The sequence below is a fragment of the Streptomyces sp. NPDC046821 genome (assembly GCF_040645335.1).
Classification (GTDB): Bacteria; Actinomycetota; Actinomycetes; order Streptomycetales; family Streptomycetaceae; genus Streptomyces.
This window is the reverse complement of sequence record NZ_JBEYYB010000017.1, coordinates 17422-42444: the sequence shown is the minus strand read 5'-3', so window position 1 is coordinate 42444 and position 25023 is coordinate 17422. Positions and strand designations below refer to the sequence as shown.

General features: G+C 67.4%; 23 protein-coding genes. 12 read left to right on the top strand and 11 right to left on the bottom strand.

What is annotated here, in order from left to right; translation table 11 throughout:
• Nucleotides 1-236 precede the first annotated feature (236 nt).
• A complete protein-coding gene (locus ABZ893_RS30795; RefSeq protein ID WP_361410319.1) occupies nucleotides 237-374 on the top strand; it encodes a hypothetical protein in 138 nt (45 codons plus the stop codon).
• A 731-nt stretch (nucleotides 375-1105) separates the two neighbouring features.
• Nucleotides 1106-1666, top strand: a complete 561-nt coding sequence (locus ABZ893_RS30790; protein WP_361410316.1) for a hypothetical protein — start codon at nucleotides 1106-1108, stop codon at nucleotides 1664-1666.
• Between the two features lie 212 nt (nucleotides 1667-1878).
• Here ABZ893_RS30790 and ABZ893_RS30785 read toward each other — a convergent pair whose 3' ends face one another.
• Complete coding sequence (locus ABZ893_RS30785; protein ID WP_361410586.1) at nucleotides 1879-2769, bottom strand: aminoglycoside phosphotransferase family protein; 891 nt, start codon at nucleotides 2767-2769, stop codon at nucleotides 1879-1881.
• 159 nt (nucleotides 2770-2928) lie between these two features.
• Between ABZ893_RS30785 and ABZ893_RS30780 the strand changes: the two genes are divergently transcribed.
• Complete coding sequence (locus ABZ893_RS30780; RefSeq protein WP_361410314.1) at nucleotides 2929-3057, top strand: hypothetical protein; 129 nt, start codon at nucleotides 2929-2931, stop codon at nucleotides 3055-3057.
• A 523-nt stretch (nucleotides 3058-3580) separates the two neighbouring features.
• On the opposite strand, the gene ABZ893_RS30775 is transcribed toward ABZ893_RS30780, so the two are convergent.
• Genes ABZ893_RS30775 through ABZ893_RS30755 form a run of 5 tightly spaced genes read right to left on the bottom strand, consistent with a single transcriptional unit; the run spans nucleotide 3581 to nucleotide 8552 of the window.
• A complete protein-coding gene (locus tag ABZ893_RS30775) occupies nucleotides 3581-4705 on the bottom strand; it encodes an acyl-CoA dehydrogenase family protein (RefSeq protein WP_361410311.1) in 1125 nt (374 codons plus the stop codon).
• Between the two features lies 1 nt (nucleotide 4706).
• Nucleotides 4707-5516, bottom strand: a complete 810-nt coding sequence (locus ABZ893_RS30770) for an enoyl-CoA hydratase-related protein (RefSeq protein ID WP_361410308.1) — start codon at nucleotides 5514-5516, stop codon at nucleotides 4707-4709.
• A gap of 20 nt (nucleotides 5517-5536) precedes the next feature.
• Nucleotides 5537-6481: an acyl-CoA dehydrogenase family protein gene (locus ABZ893_RS30765; RefSeq protein ID WP_361410305.1), complete on the bottom strand. Its 945-nt coding sequence runs from the start codon at nucleotides 6479-6481 to the stop codon at nucleotides 5537-5539.
• A complete protein-coding gene (locus tag ABZ893_RS30760; protein WP_361410303.1) occupies nucleotides 6478-7407 on the bottom strand; it encodes an acyl-CoA dehydrogenase family protein in 930 nt (309 codons plus the stop codon). The genes ABZ893_RS30765 and ABZ893_RS30760 overlap by 4 nt, the downstream gene beginning before the upstream one ends.
• 2 nt (nucleotides 7408-7409) lie before the next feature.
• Nucleotides 7410-8552 carry an acyl-CoA dehydrogenase family protein gene (locus tag ABZ893_RS30755; RefSeq protein ID WP_361410300.1) on the bottom strand — a complete coding sequence of 381 codons (1143 nt, stop codon included), beginning with the start codon at nucleotides 8550-8552 and terminating at the stop codon, nucleotides 7410-7412.
• Nucleotides 8553-8859: 307 nt separating this feature from the next.
• Here ABZ893_RS30755 and ABZ893_RS30750 point away from each other — a divergent pair, with 307 nt between their 5' ends.
• From ABZ893_RS30750 to ABZ893_RS30740, 3 genes are all read left to right on the top strand, one after another.
• Complete coding sequence (locus tag ABZ893_RS30750; protein ID WP_361410297.1) at nucleotides 8860-10425, top strand: class I adenylate-forming enzyme family protein; 1566 nt, start codon at nucleotides 8860-8862, stop codon at nucleotides 10423-10425.
• A 145-nt stretch (nucleotides 10426-10570) separates the two neighbouring features.
• A complete protein-coding gene (locus tag ABZ893_RS30745) occupies nucleotides 10571-11626 on the top strand; it encodes a TIGR03617 family F420-dependent LLM class oxidoreductase (protein ID WP_361410294.1) in 1056 nt (351 codons plus the stop codon).
• Nucleotides 11627-11818: 192 nt separating this feature from the next.
• Nucleotides 11819-12562, top strand: coding sequence for an FCD domain-containing protein (locus ABZ893_RS30740; protein ID WP_361410291.1), 744 nt, complete (start codon nucleotides 11819-11821; stop codon nucleotides 12560-12562).
• A 109-nt stretch (nucleotides 12563-12671) separates the two neighbouring features.
• On the opposite strand, the gene ABZ893_RS30735 is transcribed toward ABZ893_RS30740, so the two are convergent.
• The gene (locus ABZ893_RS30735; protein WP_361410289.1) at nucleotides 12672-13550 is read right to left on the bottom strand and encodes a cyclase family protein; all 879 of its coding nucleotides are present in this window, start codon (nucleotides 13548-13550) and stop codon (nucleotides 12672-12674) included.
• An 85-nt stretch (nucleotides 13551-13635) separates the two neighbouring features.
• Complete coding sequence (locus ABZ893_RS30730) at nucleotides 13636-13929, bottom strand: SDR family NAD(P)-dependent oxidoreductase (protein WP_361410286.1); 294 nt, start codon at nucleotides 13927-13929, stop codon at nucleotides 13636-13638.
• A gap of 200 nt (nucleotides 13930-14129) precedes the next feature.
• Between ABZ893_RS30730 and ABZ893_RS30725 the strand changes: the two genes are divergently transcribed.
• Nucleotides 14130-15701, top strand: coding sequence for an AMP-binding protein (locus ABZ893_RS30725; protein WP_361410283.1), 1572 nt, complete (start codon nucleotides 14130-14132; stop codon nucleotides 15699-15701).
• A gap of 353 nt (nucleotides 15702-16054) precedes the next feature.
• Entirely contained in the window at nucleotides 16055-17119 is a 1065-nt protein-coding gene (locus ABZ893_RS30720; protein WP_361410280.1) for an SMP-30/gluconolactonase/LRE family protein, read from the top strand.
• A 691-nt stretch (nucleotides 17120-17810) separates the two neighbouring features.
• On the opposite strand, the gene ABZ893_RS30715 is transcribed toward ABZ893_RS30720, so the two are convergent.
• Nucleotides 17811-18368: a hypothetical protein gene (locus ABZ893_RS30715; protein WP_361410277.1), complete on the bottom strand. Its 558-nt coding sequence runs from the start codon at nucleotides 18366-18368 to the stop codon at nucleotides 17811-17813.
• Nucleotides 18369-18468: 100 nt separating this feature from the next.
• Between ABZ893_RS30715 and ABZ893_RS30710 the strand changes: the two genes are divergently transcribed.
• The 3 genes from ABZ893_RS30710 (at nucleotide 18469) to ABZ893_RS30700 (ending at nucleotide 21319) form a co-directional block, all read left to right on the top strand.
• Nucleotides 18469-18960 (top strand): GNAT family N-acetyltransferase, encoded by a 492-nt coding sequence (locus tag ABZ893_RS30710; RefSeq protein WP_361410274.1) that lies wholly within the window; start codon nucleotides 18469-18471, stop codon nucleotides 18958-18960.
• A 246-nt stretch (nucleotides 18961-19206) separates the two neighbouring features.
• Entirely contained in the window at nucleotides 19207-20112 is a 906-nt protein-coding gene (locus ABZ893_RS30705; RefSeq protein WP_361410271.1) for an arginase family protein, read from the top strand.
• A 970-nt stretch (nucleotides 20113-21082) separates the two neighbouring features.
• Nucleotides 21083-21319, top strand: a complete 237-nt coding sequence (locus tag ABZ893_RS30700; protein ID WP_361410583.1) for a UBP-type zinc finger domain-containing protein — start codon at nucleotides 21083-21085, stop codon at nucleotides 21317-21319.
• A gap of 217 nt (nucleotides 21320-21536) precedes the next feature.
• Here ABZ893_RS30700 and ABZ893_RS30695 read toward each other — a convergent pair whose 3' ends face one another.
• Nucleotides 21537-23210, bottom strand: a complete 1674-nt coding sequence (locus ABZ893_RS30695; protein ID WP_361410268.1) for an FAD-dependent monooxygenase — start codon at nucleotides 23208-23210, stop codon at nucleotides 21537-21539.
• Nucleotides 23211-23439: 229 nt separating this feature from the next.
• Nucleotides 23440-23832 (bottom strand): DUF2267 domain-containing protein, encoded by a 393-nt coding sequence (locus ABZ893_RS30690; protein ID WP_361410265.1) that lies wholly within the window; start codon nucleotides 23830-23832, stop codon nucleotides 23440-23442.
• 451 nt (nucleotides 23833-24283) lie between these two features.
• Here ABZ893_RS30690 and ABZ893_RS30685 point away from each other — a divergent pair, with 451 nt between their 5' ends.
• Entirely contained in the window at nucleotides 24284-24793 is a 510-nt protein-coding gene (locus tag ABZ893_RS30685; protein ID WP_361410262.1) for a VOC family protein, read from the top strand.
• Nucleotides 24794-25023 lie beyond the last annotated feature (230 nt).

The window sequence follows — 25023 nt, the reverse complement described above, 5'->3', positions numbered from 1 at the left end:
GGAGATGGTCGCGAACCGGGTGCCGAGGGCGGCGACGAGCTCTTCGGACGCGAGCCATTCCCGGGGCTGTCCGAGACGCAGGGCCTCGCTGGGGTTGAGGAGGAACCGCCAGGTTTGCCTGCTTGCACGCTCCGCCCAGGCGGCAGCGGAGCGGCAGGGCCACGCTGCGCCCGCCGCCGGACACATTTGCGAAAGCTAGATTGAAAAGCTCAGTTGTGAAAGTTCGCCTTCCAATCATGGTTGATGATCTGGATGTGGGCGTGGTCGCCTCGGAGTTGCAGGCGAGCCTCGGTCTGTTCGTGCGGCGGCTTCGCCAGCCGGTCCAGGGCGAGCTCACACTTCCCGACGTGTCGGGAATGATGTCTTCGACTTGATTGGGCAACTTCTGAGTGAATGTGCTCGCTTCAGTATCTGGTTCGGTTCTGAGGGTAAAAGAAATGCTCCCTCGCCCAAAGATCTGGCCGTGATGTCTCTCACTCAGAATGATCAGCTTCAGCGTGTTTATGAAGCCTGGGTGTCATATTCGAATGCCCACAGAAGGGCCGGTGGAAAGATGGGTGAATTCGATATCGAGGAAGGTGTGCTGAAGCAATCTCTGCTTGACGCGATCAGTAATTTGAAAGCTGCCCGGAGGCGTTTCAATCGCAGCAGTTGAGAGGGGCAGTGCAAGTGATGACTTGTGTTGGCTCGCCGTGTCTGCCCCGGGCACCGGCTGTCGTATGCCCGCGCTGGCGCACCCGGCTGCGGGCTCCGAGACAGGACGGGGACTGATCTTTGCCCACGGACTCGCGGCCGGATGGTCTGTCGGGCCATGTGCCGTCCAGGGCGAGACGGTTGTCGCGAGGGCCTCCCGCTGCACAATGATGGGTGACGCAGGTGTCACCGAACTCACGATCAAGGTGCCGGAGCCCTTGTCAGCCCGCCACCGTGAAGGACGCGGAGGCGGAAGGGGTAGCCGCCAAGGCGGCCGAGTCGGAAGGGGCCGGCTGTGCGCACAGCTTCTTGCCTTGTACCACGGTGCGGTTGGCGGATGGCTCATCCAAGCCGATCAGGCAGGTCAAGGTTGGCGACACGGTCCTGGCCACGGATCCGCAGACCGGTGTGAGTGCTCCGGAGAAGGTCCAGAGGGGCATCTTCACCACGACGGACAAGGACTTCACCACCCTCACCCTGGACACGGCCCCGGCCCGCGTCCCACCCCAGCACCAAAAGACCGACGTCCAGACCCTCACCACCACCTGGCAACCACCCCTTCTGGGACGCCACCCACCACCGCTGGACCGACGCCCACAACCTCACCCCGGGCACCAAGCTCCGTCAGCCGGACGGCACGACGGTCGTCATCCGCGGAGTGCGCAACTTCCAAAGGCACAGCACCACATACGACCTCACCGTCGGCACCCTCCACTATGTGTTGGCGGGCGAGGCGCCACTGCTCGTCCACAACTGTCCGACGGGGTGGTGCGGGCGATCTTCCAGACTTCGAGCCGAACGGCATCCCCCGTCACCAACCGGGTGCGCAGGCCAGCCGGAGCGGTCAACCCTCGGCGGAAGCGGAGGCTACGAGCGAGGAGGGCGCGGAGCGGTCCGAGCGTACGCAGGGGGCCGTAGAGGAGGCGGGTACTGTCGCCGGGAGCCGAGACAGCAGGCAGGTGTCACGGCGTGAGACGACCTGAGAACGCCCAGGTCACTGCGTCGCTGCATGACACGGAAGCTGAGAGTCTACATCCGGTCGGGGCCGATCTTGCGGAGCCATACGTCGAGCTGTCGTACGTGGATGCAGCACGGGAGTGTCCTCAGCTGATCTGTTCACGTTGGTGCTGTTTCGGTGGGGGCGGCAAGCGATCGTCTCTGTCACGGCCTCCGATCGGGGCGACATTACTTCGTCGACTCCAGAATGCGGTCGAGCGTCCGGCGTCCCAACCTGGTCATTGTCGGATTGCTCTCGACGTAGTACCAGACAAGACCCATCGCCTGTTCGAAGGCCCATGCCTTGCCGCGCTCCCACTCCAGATCGTCGCAGGCCAGTGTCCGCCGGAGCACTTCCCGCGGGCCCGGTTGCAACAGGTGCCAGGCGCTGACCAGATCCAGCGCGGGGTCGGCCGGGCCGAAGCCACCGGTGTCGAGTACGCCGCTGAGCCGGTCTCCCGTGACCAAGACGTTGCCGGGAATCAGGTCACCATGGTTCATCACGTCGGCAGCCGTGCGTGGCAACTCCCGGAAGTGATTCCACACTTGGCGAAGCCGGGGCACGTCGAGCAGCCCCTTGCTCTCCTCGAAGCACTTCGCCATCCAGTCGTCGTGGTGAGCGAGAACGCCGCCACGGTTCTCGCCGCTGAAACGCCGCCCCCGCGTTTCGGCGTCCCGCAGGGCTGCGATGAAGGCCGCAAGGTCCTCGGCGAAAGCGTCCGACCCACTTGGGTCGGCATCGACGGCGACCGTTCCCGGCAGCCATGTCTGGACCGACCACGGCATGGGGTAACCCGCTCCAGGCTTCCCCAGGGCGACGGGTTCCGGAACGGGGAACCGAGACACCTGTGCCAGCTCCGCGCTCGCCTGGGCTTCCCGCTCCAGAACCGCCAACGCCTCCGCGGCATCGGTCAGACACAGCGGAAAACGCGCGGAGAGGTCGTCCCCGATACGGAAGATGGCGTGGACCGTCCCGGTCGACGACAGGAGTTGGATCGCCTTGCCGCTCCACTGAGGGAATTGTTCTTGGATCAAGGTCGCAACGATGTCGGTGGTCACGTCCACTTGGTCATCGTGCATGGTCAATCTCGAAGGCCCTTCCACTAATCCAGTTCGAAACGACGGAAGCAGTCCAGATCAACTGAGACGACAGCCAGTATTCAGACGCCAGGTTCCAGATCAACTGAGATTTTTCGGCCACCCAGGAATCTCAACCGCTCTGGTCGCCCCAGGAGAACGGTGAGGGACCAGGACGCCTGGCTGTGCTTCGAGGACGAGGCCGGCCAGTCGTTGCGAAAGGGCTCCGGCGGGGTCAGCCTCGCCGGTCTGGTCTGGTCTGTACCCGGCCCGGCCACCGCACCCGCCTGATCTACCGGACCCTGGTCCACCACGGACGCATGAACGAGAAAAGGGCTTCAAAGAGCCGACTTCGCGGCTCTGCTGGATGCCGCGCACCGGCAGCTCGGCGGATCGATCGTGCTGGCGTGGGACAGCGACACCCAGCACAAGGACGCCGTGATGCGCGAGCTGCCCCAGACGCGAAGCGCGCGGCTGACCGTGTTCCGGCTGCCCCCGTACGCGCGCCGGACCGCAACCCCAACGAGGGTGTGCGGGCGCACTTGAAGAAGTCCTTGTCCAACCTCGTCGCCTGCACCACCAACCAACTCGCCACGCTCGCCCGGACCCGACTGAAGGAGATGCAGTACCGCCCCAGCCTCCTCGACGGTTTCATCGCCGAGACTGGCCTGATCATCAACCGCCGCCCCTCACCCCGACCAGACAACCTCAGAAGTGGTGCAGGGCTCGTTCTCCCGAGGGGCTTGTGGGAGAGCGAGCCGTTCAGCCGAACCGGGAACTCCTCTCCCGTGTCCAGCAGTTGTGCGATGACCGTTCAGGCCTTGCTCTCGAGGCCGAGCGCCTGTCGTGCGACGAGCCCGCGCATCATCTCCGACGTCCCGCCGCCGATGGTTTCCAGAATCGCCTGCCGCCACATGAACTCGACGTCGGTGCCTTTGACGAGCGCCTCGGGCGATCCGAACTCCATGGCGGAACGCGCGATCTCCTGGACGAGGAGTGTGCCGGCCAGTTTGTGATAGGCCGCTGGAACCGCCGATGGCTCCCCGTCGGTGATGTCACCGAGCAGTGCCAGCGCCAGCGCCTCCACCTCCGCCACCTTCACGGCGAGGTCGGACAGCCGCCGACGGACGAAGGGATCTCGGCTCAGACCCGTCGTCTCCACCCAGGTGATGAGGTCCTGAAGGTCACGCCGTAGCCGCTTCGGTGGGAACTGGACATGCCGTTCGACCGCGAGCGCGGAAGCGACCACCTGCCATCCCTCGTTCTCGTGGCCGACGCGATTCCCGACGGGCACCCGCACCCCGTCGAAGCGGACCTCGTTCAGGCGCCCGCCGTCATGAGTCGGGATCGGGGAGACCGTCACCCCTGGATGGTCCAACGGAACGATCAGGACGCTGAGTCCACGCGACCTGCTGTCCAGGGGGCCGGTCCGGCAAAGCAGCCAGATGCAGTCGGCCCAATGAGCATTGGACGTCCAGCACTTCGCGCCGTCGATCACGTACTCGTCGGAGATCAGCCTCGCCCGGGTGCGAACCGCCGCCAGATCAGAGCCGGCATCCGGCTCCGAATAGCCGAGCGCGAAGTTGATCTGCCCGAGCCGCAGCCCTGGAAGAAGACGTTCGCACTGCTCGGCCGTACCGTGTGCCATGAGCGCCTTGGCGACCAGACCGGGACCCATCGGTGGTCGGGCGACCCGCGCATAGGCCATCTCGTCCCACAGAATGAACTCATAGGCAGGCGGTAGTCCCATGCCACCGAACTCCACCGGCCAGGAGAGCGACAGCCAGCCACGTTCCCCGAGCACCCGGTAGAGCTTCCGCACACCCTCCGCCGTGTTCTCGCCACGATGGAAGTACCCGTTCAGTCCCTGGTGGGCCGCCAGGAACTCCAGTACCTCGCTGCGGAACTCCTCTTCCTCGCGGGTGAATCCGAAGTCCATGTCAGTCTTCCTTGCGGGCAGCCGTGGTCCACTTCGGTTCGCGCCGCTCGCTGAAGGCCCGGGGGCCTTCCTTGGCGTCGGGATGTGACCAGTGCATGCGCAGGAGCGACCACCCGTACTCGCACGCCTGGGAGTACCCCATTTCCAGTGACCCCCAGACGGCCTGCTGCGAAAGCGACACCGCGGCCGGCGAGTTCTTGACGATGCAGCCAGCCATTTCCTCCGCGGTGGCCATGAGCTGATCCGGAGCGACCAGTTCGTCGACCAGTCCCAGCTGGTACGCGCGATCCGCGGGCATCCGGTAGCTCTTGCCCATCAGAGTCATGCGCAGCGCGGACCCCAGCGGCAGACGTTTGGCGAGACCGATGTTCTCCATGGCGCCCACCAGGCCGACATTGACGTGCGTGTCCATGAAGCTCGCCCGGTCCGAGGCGACCACGATGTCGGCATCGACCACGAAGTGCAGCCCGGCTCCGGCCGCCAGTCCGTTGGCCGCGCAGATGACCGGCTTCCACACGCGATTCTGCCGCGGCGACCAGAAGACCTCGTCGGTCAAGGGGCCCGTGCCGGTGCTCATGCCTCCCCGGCCGGCGACGACGTTCACATCCGCGCCCGTGCAGAAGTGCCGGTCACCGGCGCCCGTGACGATGGCCGCGCGGATCCAGGGGTCGTCGCGGACCTCTGCCCACACCGCTTTCATCTGCGGCATCATGGTTCCGGTCAGGGAGTTCCCCTTGTGCGGCCGGTTGAGCGTTATGTAAGCGACGTGTTCGCGCTTCTCGAAGAGCACCTCAGGCTGCTCGGCGTCCACCGCTCGATCCTGGTCGTGTGTCATTCCTGTCCTCTTTCCGAGTACATCGCCAGTGCCTTTTCCCTCATGTCGTCCGCGTGCGCGGGCAGCAGGGAGAGTTGCCTGATGCGCTGTGCGATGTGGCCGATCGGCCCTTCGACGGAGTAGCCCAGCGCACCATGTGTCTGGTGCGAGACGAAAGCTGCTTCCATCGCCGCTCGCGATGCCGACAGCCGCGCCGCGACCGCGAGACCGCAGGCCTGAGGGTGCTGGTGGTCGATCGCCTGTGCGGCCACCTTGATCAGTTTGTCCGCGGCCTCGAGTCCGAGGCCGGCGTTCACGATCGGATGTGCGACGGCTTGGAAGGAGCCGAGGGCACGCCCGAACTGATGCCGTGTGCGTGCGTGCTCGACCGTGGCGTCCAGCACGCGCTTGCCGGCACCCCACAGGTAGCCCGCGAGCGCCATGTTCGAGAAGTTGGTTCCCTCCTGCACACGTTCCAGCGGCAGGACACGCTCCAGCGAAACCCGTCCCCAAGGCTCGTTGCCCAGGGTTTCCACCGGCTCCACCGTGCCGGTGGCCTGGGCGAGCCAGGCCCGGTCGCCGTCCGACTCGATGAACAGGTCGGCGATCGGTGCCCACGGCATCAGTGGTGGACGTCCGACCGAGACCAGACCCGCTCCGCGGGCGACGGTACGTGCGTGCGGTTCCGGCAGGGTGCGTGTCGCGAAGAAGGTCCCAGCCAAGGGTCCGGGGGCGCAGGCCCGTCCCAATTCCATGGACACGGCGGAAATCTCGCCCGCGCCGCCACCCTCCTCGGGTATCGCCAGCGACAGCACGCCGAGACCGGCCAGCCCTTGCCAGAAGGGCCGCGGGAACGAGCTGGAATCCGCACGCTGAACTTCTTCCGTGCACCTGGACCGGCAGTAGCGCCGGACGGACTCGGCGAGTGCTTCCTGTTCCGGGGAAAAGGCGACACTGCTCATGCTGCTGATGCTCCCCAACGCGACGTCACCACGGCACGCCGGTGTTCGCGCAGGCCCCCGAGCTCGGCTCTGAGCGCTTGCAGGCGAAGTGTCCAAAGGTGCAGGTCGTGTTCTCGGGTCAGCCCGATGGCGCCCATGATCTGATGGGTTTCCCGCGTCAACCGGTGCAGTGTGGCCATCGTGTGCGCGGCGGCGACAGCCGAGGACTCCGTGGGAGCGCCCCGGAACGCAGCCTCGTAGGTGAGCCAGCGTGCCCCTTCCAGGAGCACGCTCAGCTCGGCCAGGCGATGCTGCAACGCCTGGAACGAACCGAGGGCACGCCCGAACACTTTGCGGTCCTTGGCGTATTGGACGGTGAGGTCGAATGCCTTCTGCATCATCCCGAGTGCCTCGGCACAAACGCCGACACGCCACCAGTTCGTCAGGTTCGCGGCTGTTCCGGGAGCCAGCTCCTCCGGATGGCGCGGTACCACCCGGGCCAGCGGATAACCGTATGCCGACGGAACCGGTGTCGCCTCGTTCGGACGCAACTCCGCGACGGTGCACCGGTCCGCGCCGGGGATGAGGATCTGGCGGGCCTCGCCGCCGTACCGTTCGGGGCTCGAGTCCTTGCCGGTGGCCAGGACGACCGGGCCTTCGGGTACCGGCAGCCCTAGGGCGGGCAGCACCAGAAGATGCGGCACCGAAGTGATCGCGCCGAGCTCGGCGCCGATCTGTTCGACCACCAGGGTGGCTTCCAGCGGTCCTGCGCCGGCGTCGCCGAACAGGTCGAGGAACCCACCCGCGCGCAGCTCGGACTCGAGGGCCCGGTCGTACGCCCCGCGTTCGGTGAGTTCCCTGCACCGCTGCGTCCCGGCATGCCGGCTCAGCAACGTTCCCAGTGCGTCCAGCAGCGCGCGCTGCGTATCCGATCGTTCGAAATCCACGTCTATTCCTTCGGGAGTTTCAGGATCAGCCGGGTGATCAGGTTGAGCTGAACTTCGTAACTGCCCGCCGCGATGCCGGCGCCGAGCGAATTGCGGAACTGGGCATCGCCCAACGATTCCTCGACCAGAGCCTCGCTTCCCATGACGTCGAGGGCGAGGTCGCCGACCGCACGCTCGGCCTGGACCATCGCCGCCCGGGCCTGATTGGCCATGGGGGAGGGCTCCTTGGCCTTGGCCCGCTCGTCGATGACCCGGTAGACAAGGACCCGGGCGGCCTCGCACAGGGCTCTGGCGTTGCCCAGCTGTTCCTGGATCCCCGGATCAGTGAGCAGGCCGGCCGCTCGGCACCAGTCGGCGAGTCCGTCGAGAACCAGGGCCGCACGTGCGTAGCGCGGGGCACCGACCCGCTCGTACGCGAGTGTCCGGCGGACGATCTCCCAGCCCTTGTTCTCCTCGCCGAGCAGGCAGTCCTTGGGCACCCTGACGTCGGTGAGGAACAGTTCGTTGAACGAGTGCTCGCCGACGAACCCCTGGATCCTTCTGACCTCGACGCCCGGCGTCTTCAGGGGCAGCAGGAAGACGGAGATTCCGTCCCGGCCGTCCGACACCGAACCGGTGCGTGCGAGGAGGAAGCAGTAGTCGGCCGCGTTGGCATAGGACGTCCAGATCTTCTGGCCGTTGAGGACATAGCCGTCACCGTCCCATGTCGCGCGTGTCCTCATGGACGCAAGGTCGGTCCCGGCCTCCGGCTCGGAGAAGCCCTGGCACCAGAAGACCTCGCCTCGGGTGATCGGCGGCAGGAGGGCCTTCTTCTGTTCTTCCGTGCCGTACTTGATGACGGCGGGGCCGACCCAGTTCACGTTCATGTACTGCGGTCCGCGCGGCTCCCCCCGCTTCCACATCTCCTCGCCGAGCACGAAATGCTGCCACGCTCCCTGGCCGCCACCGCCGTACTCCTGTGGCCAGTGGGGGGTGAGCCACCCCTTGGCGGCCAGCTTGCGCACGAACTCTCTTGAGAAGTCGGTGTACACCGCACTGCCGAGACCGAACTCTGAACGGTCCCAGGCTTCGGGCAGTTCGCGGTCGAGAAAGTCGACGAGGTCGCTCCGAAATGCGGCGTCCGCTTCGCTGTGGGCGAACTCCATCAGTTCCTCCGTGTGATGCGGTCATGCGTCTCCAGCAAGGCGCCGCGATGAGGCGCAGCAGGGCTGGCCGTCCATCGAATCGATGAAGGTCCTTCGTCAAAAGAGTACACTCTTTCGCGTTGCTGGCAAGGTGCGTCGCACTCCCGGCGTGAGGCTTGGCATTGTTGCCGATACACCGACTGTTAGGTGCGGTGTCGATGCCCCTCCGTGATGGCCGCGGGGTGCCGCATCATCCATGAAATGGCGGATGAGTGTACTCAAATCAGTGTCGGGGCGATAGCCTGCGAGGGAACTCCTCGCACGGGCTGTGCCGGCCGACGACCAAGGGAGCAACTTCGTGGGCGATGAACTGACCCTGCCGCACTGGCTGCGAACGATCGGCGCCCAACGGCACGGGGCGCATCGGAGGGCACTTCGGGACGACTTCGGTCAACTGACGTTTGCCGAGCTGGTCGACACGATGGACACCGTCGCCGCCGGGCTCCGGCAGGCAGGTCTGAGCACGGGCGACCGAGTCGTGACGGCAATGGAGCCGTCCATTCCGCACACCGCGGTCATCCTCGGCGCCCTGGCCGCCGGTATGGTCGCCGCGCCGCTCAACGTGCGCCTGACCGGGCCGGAAGCGCGCGCTTACCTGGCCACACTGAATCCGAGTGTCGTGATCGCAGACCCCACCCATGCGGCCCTTGCCCGGGAGGCCGGCTATCGGGTCATCGAGCTGCCGGCGGCCGGCCGCGTGCCCATCGCGGACCGGATGGCCCCGCTGATCGGCCGCGGCGAAACCTTGCCGGCCCCGGCCGAGGACGCTCCGGCCATCGTCTTCGCCACCGGCGGGACGACAGGAACACCCAAGGGCGCCTTCCACACACATCGCAGCCTGTGGCTCTGGCTGAACACCTGCGCACACGGCAACCCGCGCACGCCCGGCGACATCGAACTGTTCTTCTCGCCGTTCTTTCACATCACTCTGGGGACGAACCTGCTGGCCCCGCTGTTCGCGGGTGGAGAGGTCTGGATCCAGCGCCGGTTCGACGCCGCCTCGGCGCTCGCGGCGATCGACGGCGGCGCCAGCCGTCTGATGGGTGCGCCGACGATGTTCACCGCGCTCCGCGCCGACCCGGCCTTCGCGACCACCCGCCGCGAGAACATCACGGCGATCCGCTTCGGATCCGCTCCGTCGACAGACGGCTTCGTGCGGGACCTGCTGCGAGACTTCCCCAACGCGAGAATCCGTGCCGGGTTCGGCGCCACCGAGTTCGGCTCGGTCATGGGGTTCGATCACGAGGACCTTCTGGCAGGCCGGTTCACCGGTGTGGGCACGCCGCTGCCGGGGGCGATCGTCCGGATACTCGACGAGGACGGGCACGACGTCCCCGCCGGTACCGTCGGCGACCTCGTGGTTTCCTGCCCCTGGCAGACCCATGGCTACTACGGACTGCCGAAGGAGAGCGAGGAGACGTTCCGGGCCGATGGCGTGCACATCGGTGACCGGGCCTCACGTACCGAGGACGGCTGGGTGTTCATCGCCGGCCGCAAGAAAGAGATGATCATCAGCGGTGGTGAGAACGTCTACCCGCGCGAGGTGGAGGAGGCCGTTCTTCATCATCCGGATGTCGGCGACGCCATCGTGTACGGCCTGCCCGACGAACACTGGGGGGAGCGCGTCGAGGTCGGCGTCGTGCCCGTCCCGGGCGCGACGGTCGATCTGGAAGGAATACGCAGCCTGTGCCGGGCGAGTCTGGCCGGCTACAAGATCCCCAAGAGCCTGCGCCTGCTCGACTCCGTCCCCCTCACCTCGAACAACAAGCCGGACCGCCGAAAGGTGCGCGCGGATGCCCTGGCCGGCGACGCGAACGCCCCCGCCGATCGCTGACGACCGGCCGCCGGTCCCTCGCCCCCATGCCCGACCGTCGCGCAGATCCTGAGCCGGGACCAGGCTGACGCGTCGCGCGGCCGTTCCGCCCGCCACACCGTTCGCTGCCCTCACCACACCGGGACAACCTGGGAGACTCCGTACGATGACCGCTGTTCCGCACGCCGTCGAGCCGCTGAAACTGGACGCCGCGATCGGCACTGCATCACAGATGATCGAGGCCGCCGTCACCGTCGAGCGGGCCGGTGTCCACCGGGTTCTCGTGCCCGAGACCACCCAGGACCCCTTCCAGCCGCTGGCCGTGGCCGCGTCCCGCACCTCCACCATCGAAGTGGCCACCGGTGTGGCCATCGCGTTCGCGCGTACACCGATGACCCTGGCCTCCAGTGCATGGACGCTGCAGCAGCTCTCCGGCGGTCGCGCCGTGATCGGTCTGGGTTCGCAGATCAAGGCGCACATCACCCGCCGGTACGCCATGCCGTGGTCCAGGCCGGCGGCCCGCATGAAGGAGTTCGTCACCGCAACCCGCAAGATCTGGGACTGCTGGCAGACCGGCGAAAAGCTCGACTTCCGGGGCGAGTTCTACACCCACACCATGATGAACCCGGCGTTCGACCCCGGTCCGCTGGAGCAGGGTGCGCCACGCGTGCTCATCGCGGCCGTGGGACCGCTGATGGCCGCCACGGCCGGCGCGGTCGGCGACGGTGTCATCTGTCACCCCTTCAGCACAGCGCCGTACGTCGCCGAGCGGCTTGCCCCAGGGGTGCTGGAGGCGCGCGCCAAGACCGAGGCCGAGGGCGCGCCGTGGACCAGGCGGCCCTTCGAGATCACCGGCAGCGTGTTCACCGTCACCGGCCGGACCGAGCAGGAGTACGAGCACAACCGCGGGGGCGTCTGCGAGCGCCTGGCCTTCTACGGCTCCACACCGGCGTATCGGCCCGTGCTGGAGCACCACGGCTGGGGCGCACTCCAGGAGGAGCTGCACGCGCTGTCGTTGCAGGGCCGCTGGAAGGAGATGGGGCAACTCATCGACGACGACGTGCTGCGCGCCTTCGCCGTGGTCGCTCAGACGCCCGCGGAGGCGGGTCGGCTGATCCGTGAGCGCTATACCGGCGTTTACCACAGGGTGTCGGTATCGCTGGCCGCCGAGTCCGACCTGGGGCTGGCGCTGGAAATCCTCGACGGAGTCCGCGAGGGCTGACTCCCGGCCGGCTCACCGGTCAGTGGTGATGCCGCAGCCGTCGGCCGAGAATGAGGCCACTCATTCGGCTATGCGGCGATCGGTTGCGCAAGTCGTTGCCGAGGCAGAGCTATCATGCTCGAAGAAAGAGTGTGCTCTATCTGCCTCGGTGTGTGCCGGGGCATCGATACTCAGACGGGGACAGGTCTGTCCATGACGGATAACGGCAAGAACGGCTCCGCGCATACGGGGCGGGGGAGTCAGCGACTCGCCGAGACCGTGGCGGGGCTGATCGAGAAAGACATCATGAAGGAGGGTTGGCGCACCGGGGCGGTTCTCGGGTCCGAACGGGACCTGATCGAACGCTACGGCGTGAGCCGAGCGGTGTTCCGTGAGGCCGTGCGGCTCGTCGAGCATCATCAGATGGCGCGCATGCGGCGTGGGCCGGGGGGCGGCCTCGTCGTCACCGAACCGGATCCCGGCATCGTCCGCGACGCCGCCCGAGTCTTTCTCCGGCACGCGGCCGTCAGCCGTCGGCAGCTCTTCGAGGCGAGGATGGCCCTGGAACTCGCCGGTGTCACCACCGCGACCGAAATGCTGACCGAGCGGGGAATCGCCACCCTGACCGATGCGCTGGACACCGAGCAGGAGCTGATGGACCGAGGTGTGACACTCGGGCACGCGCGGAACCTCCATCGCGTGATCGCCGAACTGGCCGGCAATCCGGCGATCACGCTCTTCGTCGAGGTGCTGGCTCAGCTCGACGAAGACATGGTGCAGCACGAGTGGGAGTCCGACGAGGAACCGGGCCAGGGGCGTCGCGACGCCGCGGCCGATTCCCATGCGGCGCACCAGGCGATCGTGGCGGCGATCGTGGCGGGTGACGCCCCGCTCGCGCAGCACCGGATGCGTCGGCACCTGCAAGCCATCGCGACGCTCCTGGAGGACGAGTCGTAGGAACCTCCTGCACTGCGTGGCAACGGCTGCGGGCCGTCATCCCGAGCTCGACTGGCCGCAGTTCATGTCTTTCACCCGGGGCTGCGTGGTAACGAGCCCGGTCGCACGGTCACGCCACGGCGACGGGCCGAAGCGGGGATCCGGTGCCGCCACTGATGGTGAGTGGCAGGCCCACGAAGAGGAACTGGGAGACCGCGTCGGCGGCCAAGCCTTCGCAGTTGACCCACTCCATGATGTGGATGCCCTGTTCATGGAGGAGGTACAGGTGTACCGGGAGCTGATTTCCGGGCACCGAAGACGGCCTCACCTCGAAGGACATGGTGTCCGCGCCCACGTAGCGAGCACCCTGCGACACGAGCCACTGTGCTCCGTCCAGTGCGACACCGCTGCCACCGCTGTACTTCTGGATCCGGTCGACATCGGGCCAGAACTTCATCTGTCCCGTCCGGACCAGCACGACGTCCCCGTCCTGGATGGAGAGCTCGGCGGCATCCGCAGCCTGCCGAAGGTGCTGTTCACCGATCGCGAAGTGCGGCGGAAGAACCTCCAGGCCTAGTGCTGCGGGGACGTCCAGCAGCACTCCCCTTCCGATGACGGGGGGCAAGTGCGAGGCGTCGTCGCGTTCGGCACCGTGATCTCCCAGTGCGTCGTGCGCCGAGACGCCGCCATGCCATTCATCGTTCGCCCCGCAGGTGACATGGCAGAGCGCGTCGATGTGAGTCCCGGTGTGCAGACTCCCCGACACGAGCTCGGAGACGTAGCCGAACTCGACCTCGTTCTCGGCAGGGTTGTCGAACGGAAACCGCTGACTTACCCGCTGGCCCTGCGGCGAGTTGTAGGTGACGACCTCGAAGCGAGGGTAGCCGTCGAAAGTGGGCATGTGCCGCCACCAGCCCGATGAGAGGTCATAGACCGCGCCCTTGGTGGGGATCCCGAGGACGCGGAGAAGGTCGTCTGTGTCGTGGTGCGGTCGTGTCGGGGAGTTCATGGGGCGTCCTTTTCGCGAGTTGCTGGAGAGACGGGTCCGAACGCTGCTGCGGATCAGACCGTGATGGACATGCCGGCATCGACGGTCAGTACGTGCCGGTGATCGCGCTGGCCGGCGGGGACAACAGGAAGAGCACCGGGGCGGCGATCTCGTGGGGCTGGGACCGACGGTCCGACACGTCCACCCGGACCGCAAGCGCCCGCCCGCCCGAGTTCTCGACCGTTTCGGCCACGCCGGCGGCGGAGTTGTCGTCGAGGTCCCGCACTGCTGCAGCGATCCCCAGCTCAGCGGCGCCGAGCGCCACGACCCTGCCGATCCGGCTGCCCGCACCAGAGATCACCACGCAACCGCCCCCTGTGAATCCCATGTTGCTCAGCATCAGTTCAGTGTACTGATTACTTAGTGACCAGGTCCAGGTCTGACGCGACGGTACCTTCATCGCCAGTATTGATGCCTGCTATGCGACTGACTCATTGTGTCGCCCCTATAAAGAGGATACTCTTTCGGCCATCTCGGATCCGACTGAAGGCAGCGCAACAGCGATCTCCCATGAAGGACGGACCAGGAACGATGAACGGGATGGCCTTCTCTGAATTGACACCGGTGGCCTTCGCCGAGCGTGCCGCCAAGGTGTTCGCGGACCGGCCTGCGGTCGTCGACGGCGAACTGCGTTACTCCTACGCCGAACTGTGGCAACGCGTACAGGCGTTGGCCGGAGTGCTGGCGGGGTACGGAGTGCAGCCGGGGGACCGGGTCGCGGTCCTCGCACCCAACACCCATGTGCTGCTCGAAGCGCACTACGGGGTGCCACTGGCCGGCGCGGTGCTCGTGGCGCTCAACACCAGGCTCGCGCCCGCCGAGATCGCCTACATCCTCGACCACAGCGAAGCGCACGTGGTGATCGTCGACGCCACATGCCGTGACGTACTGACCGAGGCACTGAAGCACAGCGCGATCCGACCCAAGGTGATCGACTCGGGGCAGCCGCAGGACGAGTACGAGTCCTTGCTGACGGACGCCGTCCCGCAGGCGAGGGAAGTGACGGACGAGAGATCCCTGCTGTCCATCAACTACACCAGCGGTACGACCGGGCGCCCGAAGGGCGTGATGTACCACCACCGCGGCGCCTACCTCCAGGCGTTGGCGATGGCCTACCACGCCAAGCTGGACACGTCCGCACGCTACCTGTGGACATTGCCGATGTTCCATACCAACGGCTGGTGCTTCCCGTGGGCGGTGACCGCGGCCGGAGGGGTGCACCACTGCCTGCGCAAGGTGAACCCGCCCGACATCTGGCGCGCCATCCGCGAGGGCGGTGTGACTCACTTCTGCGCAGCGCCCACCGTTCTGGCGATGCTGGCCGAGGACCCCGGCGCGGCGGCACCCGTCCCCCATCCGGTTCAGGTGTTCGCGGGAGGCGCCCCGCCCTGGCCGGCACTGCTCGCCAGGATGAGCACGCTCGGCATCGAAGTCCGCCATCTCTACGGACTCACCGAGACCTTCGGCCCGGCCGTCGTGTGTGACTGGCAGCCGGAGTGGCGGGATCTGCCGCTCGAACAGCGCGCACCGCTGATGGCGCGGCAAGGCATCGCGAACATCGTTGCCGTACCACTGCGGGTCGTCGATTCCTCCGGCACCGATGTGCCGGCCGACGGCATGACGCTCGGCGAGATCGTACTGCGCGGCAATGACGTCATGCTCGGCTACTACCGGGACGAGGAGGCGACCGCGGCCGCGACGACAGCCGACGGCTGGTTCCGTTCGGGCGACCTCGGCGTCATGCATCCGGACGGTTACGTCGAGCTGCGCGACAGAGCCAAGGACGTCATCATCTCCGGCGGGGAGAACATCACCTCGGTGCAGGTGGAGAACGCACTCGCCGAGCACCCGGCAGTGCTGGAGGCCGCGGTCGTCGGCACACCGCACCCGAAATGGGGTGAGGTGCCGATCGCGTACGTCACCCTCCGGGCCAACGCCTCGGTCGAAGAAGCAGAACTCGTCGCCTTCGTGCGGGACAGGATCGCGAGATTCAAGGCACCGCACCGAGTGATCTTCGGTGAGCTGCCCAGGACATCGACCGGGAAGATCCAGAAAACGCTGTTGCGGGAACGAGCCGCACGTGTCCCGCACGATCAGCCCCGCCGCGAGTGACCCGAGGCCGTCGCACGTGGCCGGTTCGGCGCGCCCCGTGCAGCAGGCCGACTCCGCGAGGCCTCCGTTCCGCCCGCACCGCGGTGGCGTCCAGCGCGGCCCGTGCGGCCGCGCCCCATGCACCCACGACGGCAGCACGGTTCCACCCGCTCCCCCGGGTGCCGGGACCGGCCGCTGCGACCAACAGGCCCCCGAAGAGGGCCGACCATGCCGGAGAACAACAACCCGCCGCCATGCGCGAGGCGCGTCCAGCGCGGGCGAAGCCACAGGCCCGCCGGCGTTCCGGCCGCGACGGCGCCCGATACCGGATCGGGCGCCGTCGCTCGGAGCATGGCTGCGGATCGGGAGGAACCATGATCAAGACAAGAAGACCACTCGCGCTCGCGGCCGCCTTCGCGGTGACCCTGCTCATCGGTGGCTCGACGGTCACGGCCGCTGCGCCGGCGACCGAGGACCGCGGCGCCGCCCCGGCCTCGGACGCGGGGCGGGGAACCCCGCCGGTGCCCGTGATCCGGGCGACCGAGGTCGCCAAGGTGGCGCCTTTGGACCCGCCGTCCGTGTTCGGGCACGCGACCGTGCTGGAGGGGCCCGCCTTCGGGCCCAACGGCCACCTGTACTTCGTGGACTTCACCGCTCCGGCGGGGAAGCCCAAGATCCTCGAATACGACCTGCGCACCAGGGCCGTCAAACCTGTCTACACCGACGCCACGAGCCGATTCTCGTCCCTGCAGTTCAGCCCCGCCGACGCGAAGATGTACGTCACCGACTTCGACAACGGGAAGATCGACCGGCTCAACCCCGACGGCACGGGCTTCACGACCGTCTTCTCGGGCCCGGTGGACGGCCGGAAGATGGTGCCCGACGACATCGCCTTCGACAAGGCGGGGGACATGTACATCGCCGACTACCAGGGCTCCCCGTGGGACCCGACCGGCCGGGTGGTGCGTCTGAGCGCCGACGGCACCGACCCGACCGTCGTGCAGGGCGGCCTGTCCGCTCCCAACGGCATCTCGTTCACCCCGGACTTCTCCGGTCTGTGGGTCAGCGAGTACAGCCTCGGCAGGGAGGACCAGTTCATGCTGGCGCCCGACGGCAAGAGCGTCGTCGCGGGCAACGTGGGGATGTCCGCCAATACCGGTCTCCGCGGCTTCGATTCGAACACCGTCGACGCGGCGGGCAACGTCTACCAGGTGGTGATCGGCGCCGGGAAGATCCTCGTGTGGAACCAGGACGGAGACCAGATCGCCACCATCGCCATCCCCCAGGAGCCCAAGCCGGAGCCGCTCGTCAGCAACCTGGTGATCAAGCCGGGCACGACCGACGGGTACATCACCGTCGGCGGCGACAACGGCGGCTACATATACAAGTTCCGTTCCCTCGCGCCGGGGATCCCACAGTCCAATGGCGGCGGCGCCTGAGCGCGTCATGGCAGACGGCAACCCTGCTCGACGGACGGCACTTCCCGTCCTCGCACCGTGATCGCCGGGCGGGGGAGAGGGGGCGGCACATGCGGGTCCAGGCCGCGGCGACGGGGCGGGTTGCAAGATCCTCCCTTCGCGGGACCGGGGGAGGCCGCTCGCCCTCGATCGGTCGCCCGGCTGTGGCGGGAGGCGGTCCTCGACGCGCTGCCGAGAGAGCGTCAAGGGTGACGTTCGGGGGGTCGATTTTCTTGATCCACTCCCCATTCACTCCCCGAGGACCCTGTGGAGCGAGTCAGGGCCGGTTTCCCGTGAAGGGAAACCGGCCCTGGCCTGGTATTTCAGCTGTAGGGCTGGCGGGATTTGAACCCACGACCCCTTCGTCTCGAACGAAGTGGCAGCCAGGAGAGCCCAGTTCAGGGGCTAGGGTGACGGTTGTCTTAACGGAGTTTCGCGGATACCAACAAGGACAATGCGCGTCGGGAGGTTCGGCTGTCGTTCCTTGCCTGACGACGGTGCCCGACTGTAGGCCGGAAGTACGGCCGGACCAAACGGGTCTGGATGCGGGTCGGCTCCCGGATGGCTCCTGAGGAGCCACTCGTCCGGGCCGCGCCGTTGACGTTATCCATGTACGTGGCGAGGCATTCGGGTATCACGTCCACGCGACTGAGTCCGATCGACATGACTGCCGTCATCGCCCCGGCGGAGGTGTCAGCCATACGGTCCCTTTGGCTGCCGCGTCGAGGAGGTCGTCGAGCCGATGCCAGGCGCCCGGGCTGGCGTGCGGCATGGGACTCGCCGCGAACCGCTGCCACGCCGCGTCACTGTCTCCGAGGGCCTCGGCGACGTAGGCGGCGACTGCGGGATGAGTGGTGTCGTAGTGCGGGCCGCAGGCCTTCGGCGCTGACCACGCAGGCAGCAGCTGGAGCAACTCCGAAGGGCGCTCGGGCCGGGCCGGCATGATCTCGGCCCAGCTCCCACGAAGGTCTGGTCCGCCGCCCAGGCGCTTGCGCAGGTGCAGCGTGAGATCGACCGGTGTCTGCTGTGGGGCGGAGTGGCGGGCCAGTACGTCGTCGAAGGTGTTCCGGTAGGAGCGGGCGGCGAAGGAGAGCGGGGCCTCCTCGAAGAGCGTGTCGTTGCCCGTGTGCCGGTCCAGGTAGCCGACGAGAACGTTCTCGTCGGCGTCCGCCGGCTTCTTGAATCCGATGCCCTGTGGGTCGCTGAGGGAGGCCGTGCGTCGGCCTGGCAAGGCGGGGATGGCTCTGTGAACGAGTTCCGGTTCTGGCTCAATTTCCGTGATGTCGTAACTTCCGCCAAGCGCGCTTGCAAGGCGACTTGGAGAGTGACTGATGGCCGATGGGGTGGTTCTCGACGGAGTGCTGACCCGTCTTGTCTCGACGACCGAGGATGATGTGGACCTGTTGGCCCAATGGTTCGCTTCCTCAGAATTCGTCGAGCACTGGGGCGGCGTACCGATATCGCGTGACGAAGTGGCCGAGAAGTACGCCGGGCGGCGCCGACCGCGTGTGGAGTCCTTCCTTGTACTGGAACAGAGCACACCGGTGGGCTACGCGCAGTACTGGCATGCCGGCGTGGCCGAAGGTGGCATCGACATGGTGTTGGGACCGGAGGCGCGAGGCCGGGGCTTGGGGCCGGACGCCGCTCGGACGCTCCTGGCGCACTTGGGCGGGACTCTTGGATGGCGGCGTGTGACAGTCGATCCCGTGAGAGGGAACGCGCGGGCAGTGCGCGCCTGGGAGAAGGCCGGCTTCCGGCAGGTACCGAGCGAAGCCGAGAACCTCGTGATGGAGTTCAGGTTTCCCGAGGGTCGCCAGGACTGACCGCCGTCCTTCGTCACTCACCGGGCGCTCCTCACTGCAGTTGATCCTGAGCCAACTCGGGTTCTGGCTCAGGTTCTGTGGTCTGGCCACGTTCAGCGACTGTGGACGATGAGGAGGCGTCCGTCCCACTGTGCCGTGTCGAGGAGGAGGCGCGCGAGAGGTACGTCGGCCGGCGCCGCGGGTGTTGACCCGCTGTCGGATCCTGGTCCGTTGCGTCCGCGCAGCGGATTGGTGAGGATGGCCCGCATGCGGAACTCCGTGATCGTCGACGCCCCCTCCAACCTCGGTCTGCGTCCGCCCGCCTCCGGCACCGTGCCTGGCTGCTACAAACTGGCCGGAGCGCTGCGCGAGAACGGCATCATGAGACGGCTCGGCGCGCTCGAGGGCGGGGTGGTCGTGCCTCCCAGATACGACCGCGGCGACTGGCAGGAGGGCGACGGAGTCTTCAACGCGGCCGCCCTCGCCACGTATACCGTGCGACTCGCCGACCGGATCGAACGCCACGTGTCGGCCGGGGACTTCACACTCGTCCTCGGAGGAGACTGCTCCATCCAACTGGGCGCCGCGCTCGCCCTGCGCCGGCTCGGCCGCTACGGCCTCGCCTCCGTCGACGCCTCCCCCGACTTCCGCAACCTGGAGAACTCGGACCGGATCGGCGCGGCCGGCGGCGAGGAGCTGGCCCTGGCGACCGGTCGCGGCCAGAGCGACCTGACCGACCTGGAGGGGCTGCGCCCCTACCTCCGGGACGAAGACGTACGTGCTCTCGGTACCCGGGACGCGTACGCGGACGACCCCGAGATCACGCAGCTGCGGCAGCTGAAGATCCCTGTCGTGACCGTCTCCGAACTGCGCGAACGGGGTCCGGGCGAGCTCGGCTCCGCGACCGCCGTCAGCCTGGAGACCCCGGCCCTGGACGGTTTCTGGGTGCACCTGGACGCCGACGTGCTCGACCCCACCGTGATGCCGGCCGTCGACAGCCCCGACCCGGACGGACTGCTGCCGGACGAGCTCACCGCACTGCTCCGGCCGCTCGTCCGCTCGCCGCGCTGCATCGGTCTCAACGTCACCATCTACGACCCTGACCTCGACCCCGAGGGCACGGCCGGCGCCTTGCTCACCGACCTCGTCGTGACGGCGCTCACCGACCGCTGACGTCCCGCCGTGGCGTGAGGGATACAGCTCGGGGTGGAGGACTGCCCGCAGGCCGTCACCACCGCCCACCTGCCTTCGGGGTTTTCAGGGGCCGACGGTGTGCTGGAGCCTGTATGCAGGCGCACCAGCAGTCGCAGGAAGTAGTCACACCACGAAAACTGAGCCAGAAGCCCTTCTCGCGTACAGAGCCAAGGTTCTCTTCGGCGAGGGCGTGCACTCCGCCAGGACGCCTTGAACTGCGTCCGCTCCATGGCGTGTGGGTCGACGGCGGACCATATGGGAGGTGGGGCGAGTGGTGGGATACGTCGGGCCCCAGGTGCGCCGAACCTCTTGGCGGTGAGTTGGCCGCCTGTTTTGCTTCGCGCATGATTACGGGCCTCTGTGGTGCCTTCCTCGGTGGGGTGATCGGGAGGATCCTCCTGGCGCGGCGAACGGTCACTCAGACCGAAGCAGGCGAAGTGGTCTTCTTCGAGGTCGGGGCCAACCTGCCGGACGCGGGGCGCCGGTACAGCCTCGGCCGGGTACGCGCAGGAGGCAGGTTCCGATGGACGCCTCGCCGGTCGAGGACACACCTGCGTGAACACCCGCAAGATCTGCGCTATATCCGCGCCCGCCGAGCGACCGTCCGCGAAATGTTGTGGGTTCCGACCAGAGCGCTGGTGATCGAGTGCGCATCGTCCGCGGTGCCGGTACGGCTATGGGTCTACCCGGAGCAGGCGGTTCATGTCGTGGAGATGATCCGGCGTGCCGGTGGTCCGAACTCGGCGAGCGCCCCTGTTCCTCAGGTCGGTAGCTGACACCAACAAGCACGAACAGGGGCGGTCGACGCTGCCCCGTCCCACAAACGCGCCGGATCGCGCGGGGATGATCGCTCGGCGAGTACGAGTTCAGCGGTGCGGTGTCGGTCTTCGTAAGCGTCGGAGCTGAGGTGGCCGTAGCGGGTGTTCCCGCGGGTCAGCCAGACCTACACATTCACTCGGAATGTTGCAGCACTTGGGTGCATCTGCGTGCCTGTCTGACCTGCGGACGCGTGGGGTGCTGCGACAGTTCCCGCAGGAGGCACGCCGCAGCGCATGTCAGGGAATCCGGGCATGCGCCGGCTCGGTCGATCGAGAGGGGCGAGACATGGGCGTGGTGTCACGAGGACGAACTGTTCCTCACGCCGGACGGCAAAGGGCCGGAAGCTGACCGGCGAGGCCTGTCATGAACGATGGCACCGGCCGACAGGCACCTGGGTGGGCAGGCGATTACTGGCCTGCGCCGCAGGAACGCCGCGTCGATGGCCCTGCACCAGCCACCTCGCCGACCTTCTCACGTGACAACACCCGCCGACAGGCTGACTGCCTGTCGGCGGGTGTCCCTCACTCTTCGGGGGCGCGCCCGTAAGACCGTCACCGGCGGCGCGCTACCCGCGGCAGGGTGAGTCAGACGAAGGTTCGGCGCAGATGCTCCGTCAGGTGTTCCGGTACGGCCGGGTGGAAGCGTCCGGAGAGGTAGCCGTCCGGGCGGATCAGGATGGCCTCGCCGTCACGGGGCGCATAGGCGTCGCGGAACTCTCCCGCCGCGTCGCGCACCCGTGGCGGGCGCAGGCCGACTGGGCGGGCGTCCGCCGGTACCTCCGCGGCGGTGATCAGATAGGCGTCGAGCAGGCCGTGGGCGGCACGTTGTGCCTCGGCGGCGCAGGCTTCGAGCCGGGCGGCGCCGTCGCCCGATGCGTGCTCCGAGCCCGCGAACAGCAGCAGGACGTGCCGCGGGGTCCGCAGCAGGTCGAACAGCCGTCGCGGGTAGGTGGCGAGGTCGCTCAGCAGGCCGCGGCAGTCCGGTGCCCGCTCGCCGGGTGCGGGACCGGCCTCGGGTGTGTGGTCCGCCGTCTGCGCTTGGGTCAACGGACTGTCCGGGTAGGTGACCATCAGCTGGGCCTGGCGCCGCAGCGTCGTCTCGGTGTCGGCGCCGTTGTTGATGGGGCCGGCACCGGCCTTGCGGACGGAACGGGCATGGTGGACGGTGCGGCCGACCACTTCCTGCGCGACCGGGTGACGTTCGGCGTGATAGCTGTGGAGCACGTCGTCCGTGGCCAGACCGCGGACGGCCAGGGCCAGTTTCCAGGCGAGGTTGTGGGCGTCCTGTACGCCGGTGTTCAGACCCTGCCCGCCGATCGGCGGCTGGATGTGCGCGGCGTCCCCGGCGACGAAGACGCGGCCGTTGCGGTATTGGTCGACCAGGCGGTGGCTGGTCCGGAAGGCGGACGACCAGCGCAGCGTGGAGGCGGTCGTCACCTCCGGAGACAGCCGGTCGAGCACGGCCTGGATCTGGTCGAGGTCCAGTCCCTGACCATCACTCAGGCCCAGGACGTCACCGCCCTGAGCGCTCGAGCCGCCTTCGCCCTCGACCTGGTCGTCTGAGCGCAGCATCGACAGCCAGTACCGCCGAACGCCCGGCATCGGAATGCAGACGAGCATGTCGTCCACCTCACCGTTCGCGTCCAGCTTCACGGAGCGAATGCTGTAGCCGGCGGGCAGTTCCCAGTCGACCTCGACGTCGCCGATCATGTACTGCTCGGGGAGGGCGTCGCCCTCGAAGGTCAGCCCGGCTGCCTTGCGGACCAGGCTGTGCGCGCCGTCGCAGCCTACGACGTAGCGCGCGTGCAGACGTTCGATCCGGCCGTCGCTGTGCGCGAGAGTGGCTTCGACCTCGTGCGGGCGCGTCTCCAGCGAGCGGAGCTCGGTCGACCGCTCCACTTCTGTGCCGAATCCGGCAAGGTGCTCGGTGAGCAGCCGCTCGGTCTCGTACTGGGGCAGTGTGGCGAAGGGGTAGGGGATCTCGGGCGGCAATGTGAGCTCGACCCGGGGGCGAGGCTTGCCGTCGATGTAGACCAGCTGCCCCAGGTGTGGCACCGCTTCGTCCAGAGCTTTGCCGACCAGGCCCATGGTGTCCCACACCTCCAGTGTGCGGGGCACGATGCCGATGGCTTTGGCATGGGGCTCCGGGGCGGCCAGCCGATCGACGATGCGGCAGTCCACGCCGTGCCGCCGCAGTTCGGCCGCCGCCGTCAGGCCCACTGGGCCCGCGCCCACCACGAGTACGTCGATATCGGCCATGTTCAGGCTCCTTCGTCGTCTGGATCGCTTTCCGAGTCGGTGTGCTTCATCAGATTGCGCCGAATTGAAAGAGTTGAGGTTCCCTCGCGGTGCGGAACCGGGAGAATCTATACCTTTCCTTTACCAATTGCCTACCGAGTCAATTGAGCTGACGCCTTAATTCCTGGATCGCGTCCGCCTGCCGGTGCCACTGCGCCCGAGGCGCGGCGTGTATGGCGCCATCGGTGTTTCACACCGGGTCGGTTCGGCCGAACAGGCCTGCATGTCCCGGCGGGAGCTGGGTGAGGATACGGCGCAGCAGTGCGTCGTCGGCCACATCCGCGACGGTGGTCAGCACTGCGGTGACGGCGCGGCGAGCTTGCCCGACCTCGAGGTCGTCGCGTGCGGCGACCGCTTCGACGAATCCGGACGGCGTGAGAGGTTCGCTGGCAGGTACGACGTCGATGAGCAGCGGGCTGCACGGCAGGGGCAGGAGTTGAGCCAGGTCGGTACGGTCATCGCCCACCAGATGCGCCCCCAGTACCTCGAGCACGCTCTGCACCACACCGGCCGCCTGCTGCCGAGCTGCGTATCCGCCTCGGTCCTGGACCCGCTCAAGCATCAATTCAACGGTCGTGTCCATAACCGCGCCTTCTCTCAAATCTCTTTGGCTGCGGGAACTCCCGACCCGGCGCCGCGTGGGGTGATTTCCCCAATATCCGGCGTTGCGGCTCATAGTCCCTGCCCTCCGCACGGTTTAGTCCAAATGGCTGCCAGGCCGACCTGAATTCCGCCCCGCCCCGCCGCCGATGCTGTATCGAAATTTGCCGCTCTCCATCCAGAACGCTGTCAAGGTCGCGCGCGGTTTTGATCACGGACCAGAGTCTCCCCACCTGACAGTCTGAGATCAACTAAAGTATTGGTGGCCGTCTACGAGTTGCTACAGCCCAGCGCGCCCGCCATGCCCATGCCCGCAATCAGTTGTTGGGTCTGTTGCAGGTTGGGGAGACGCTTTCGGTAGGGCGGCGGGCCTTGACCCAAGGCCGGGTGGTTAACGAACTTCCTCTGGTTGCAAGGCTGTTGGTGTCCAGGTCGTGGCTGCGAAGAGCCCGGGGCCGATCTTGTGGATGAGTCCGCCGTCGGCCCATCTGGAGAGTTACCTGTACATGGTGTCCAGCCGGATGTCGCCGAAGCGGGCTGCAATTTCTGCGACTCTCCACAGGCGGGTCGGGTCGTCCTGGAGTCTCGAACAGCTCACCACTGTGGTCGTCGACTGCGCCAACCCGCTTGCACTCGCCGATTTCTACCAGAAGGCCACCGGTTGGGAACTCACGAACAGAGACGAAGACTTTGCCTCTCTCGACGCGGGCAGCACGGTGCCGGGCCTGGCTTTCATCCGCGTCGAGGGCTACGAGGCGCCGCAGTGGCCGGAGGGGAGCAAGCACCTGCATCTCGACTTCACTGTCACGGATTTGGACGGCGCGGTCGAGGAACTGCTCGCTCTCGGGGCCTCCCGGCCCGCCTTCCAGCTGGGCGAAGGCCAGTGGGTCGTCCTCATCGACCCCCAGGGCCACCCCTTCTGCCTCATTCCCGCCACCGCCTGACCGTCCGAGAGAAACGGAGAGCCTTCCATGGTGACCGTCCACCGAGATGTCCCGATCCATGCCGCTCCCGAGGAGGTCTGGGCGGCGCTTCGCGCGTGGGGCGAGGTCCACCGCAGGCTCGCCCCGGGCTTCGTTGCCGACACCCGCGCGACCTGGCGAAGCCCATCGCCGCGATGGTCGACCAGGGGCTACAGGTGATCAGGCGGACCCTGAGCGCCCAAGCCGCTCCG